Source organism: Cupriavidus sp. SK-4, from assembly GCF_000611125.1.
In the GTDB taxonomy this organism is placed as follows: domain Bacteria; phylum Pseudomonadota; class Gammaproteobacteria; order Burkholderiales; family Burkholderiaceae; genus Cupriavidus; species Cupriavidus necator.
Map to the genome: position 1 here is coordinate 2,330 of NZ_JFJW01000069.1, position 1,837 is coordinate 4,166.

General features: G+C 69.7%; 1 protein-coding gene and 1 pseudogene. Both read left to right on the forward strand.

Features of this window, described 5'->3' with window-relative positions; genetic code table 11:
* A pseudogene (locus CF68_RS14995) lies at positions 1-456 on the forward strand (winged helix-turn-helix domain-containing protein); the annotation flags it as partial.
* Entirely contained in the window at positions 453-1,808 is a 1,356-nt protein-coding gene (locus CF68_RS15000; protein WP_035820054.1) for an ATP-binding protein, read from the forward strand. The pseudogene CF68_RS14995 and the gene CF68_RS15000, both read left to right, overlap by 4 nt.
* Positions 1,809-1,837: the final 29 nt, after the last annotated feature.

Genomic DNA, 1,837 nt, shown 5'->3' on the forward strand with positions numbered 1-1,837 from the left:
ATCCCGGTGATCGTGCTGACCGCGCGCGATGCGATCGACAGCCGCATCGGCGGCCTTGACGCCGGTGCCGACGACTACCTGGTCAAGCCGATCGCGCTCGATGAGCTGGCGGCCCGGCTGCGTGCCGTGACCCGCCGCGCCGCGGGCCTGTCGTCGCCAGTGTGGAAGCACGGCGCGCTGGAATTCCACCCGGCCGCGCGCCAGGCGTACTGGCAGGGCAAGCCCTTGGAACTGACCAGCCGCGAAGCCATGCTGCTGGAGCTGCTGCTGGCGCACCCCAACCGGCTGCTGACGCGCGACTTCCTGCGCGACAAACTCTATGACTGGCAGGGCGGCGTTGAAAGCAACGCGCTGGAAGTCCATATCCACCACCTGCGCCGCAAGATCCATCCGAAGATCGTGCGCACCTTCCGCGGCGCCGGCTACACGCTGGGCGCGGCCGAGGACTGCACATGACGTTGCAGCGCCGGCTCATCCTTGCGGTGCTGATCGCCGCGCCGGTGGTGTGGCTGCTGACCATCGGCATGACCTACGTGCGCGCCCGGCACGAGATCAATGAACTCTATGACACCGACATGGTGCGCATGGCGCTGCAGATGCATTCGGTGGTGCCGCTGGTGGATGTCGCCGCGGCGCCGTCGCGCACCCGGCTGCCAGAGCTGGTCGAGGGCGACCAGGGCGATGCCGGCCTGGGCGATCTCGCCATCGCCGCCTGGCTGCCGGACGGCAAGCCCTTGCATATCGATCCCGAGGGCGACCTGCTGCCGCGTGCGCCGGGAGTGAAGGGCTTTACCGACGTCACCATCGACAAGCAGTCCTGGCGGCTTTACTACCTCGATGATCCCGACACGGGCTGGCGCGTCTGCGTGGGCCAGCAACTGGCCGAGCGCAATGAGCTGATCCTGTCCTATATCGCCGCGCAGGTGCTGCCGTGGGCAGCAGGCCTGCCGGTGCTGATCGGCCTGCTGATCTGGTTCATGCGGCGCGCCATGGCGCCGGTGCGCGCGTTGTCGACCGATATTGAAGGCCGCGCCCCCCAAGACCGCCGGCCGCTCAGCCTGCAGGCAGTGCCGGGCGAACTGGTGCCGCTGGTGCACGCCATGAACCGCCTGCTGGCGCGCGTCTCGGATTCGATCGAGCATGAACGGCGCCTCACCGCCGATGCGGCCCATGAGATGCGCACGCCGCTGGCCGCGCTGAAGGCGCAGTGGGAAATCGCCGAGCGTTCGGCCGATGACGCCGAGCGCGCGCAGGCACGCGCCAACGTGGCCACCGGCATCGACCGCATCAGCCGGCTGGTGTCGCAGCTGCTGACGCTGAGCCGGCTGGAAGATGCCGCCGGCCTGCCGTCACGCCAGCCGGTCAACTGGGTCCCGGTGGCGCAGCAGGCGCTGTCGGACTGCCTGGCTCTGGCGCAGCGGAAGCAGGTCGACGTCGAGCTGGAATGGCCCCCGGAAGGGCAGGCGCCATTGCCGGTGGCGGGTGACACCAACCTGCTGTCGCTGCTGCTGCGCAACCTGCTCGACAACGCCATCCGCTACAGTCCGCCGGGCGCGCTGGTGACCATCGATTTCCGGCCCGACAGCGTCACGGTGCTCGACCAGGGCCCGGGCGTCGCGCCTAACGTGCTGGCGCGGCTGGGCGATCGGTTCTTCCGTGGCGGATCGGGGCAACGCGAGCAGGGCCACGGCCTCGGCATTTCGATTGCGCAGCGCGTGGCGCGGCTGCATGGGCTGGAGATTGCGTTCGCCAACCGCACCGATGGCGCCGGCAAGGGCCTGGCCGTGCGGATCGCGCACGGCGGCTGAAAGCGACGACGCCCCGCACGGTTGCCCGT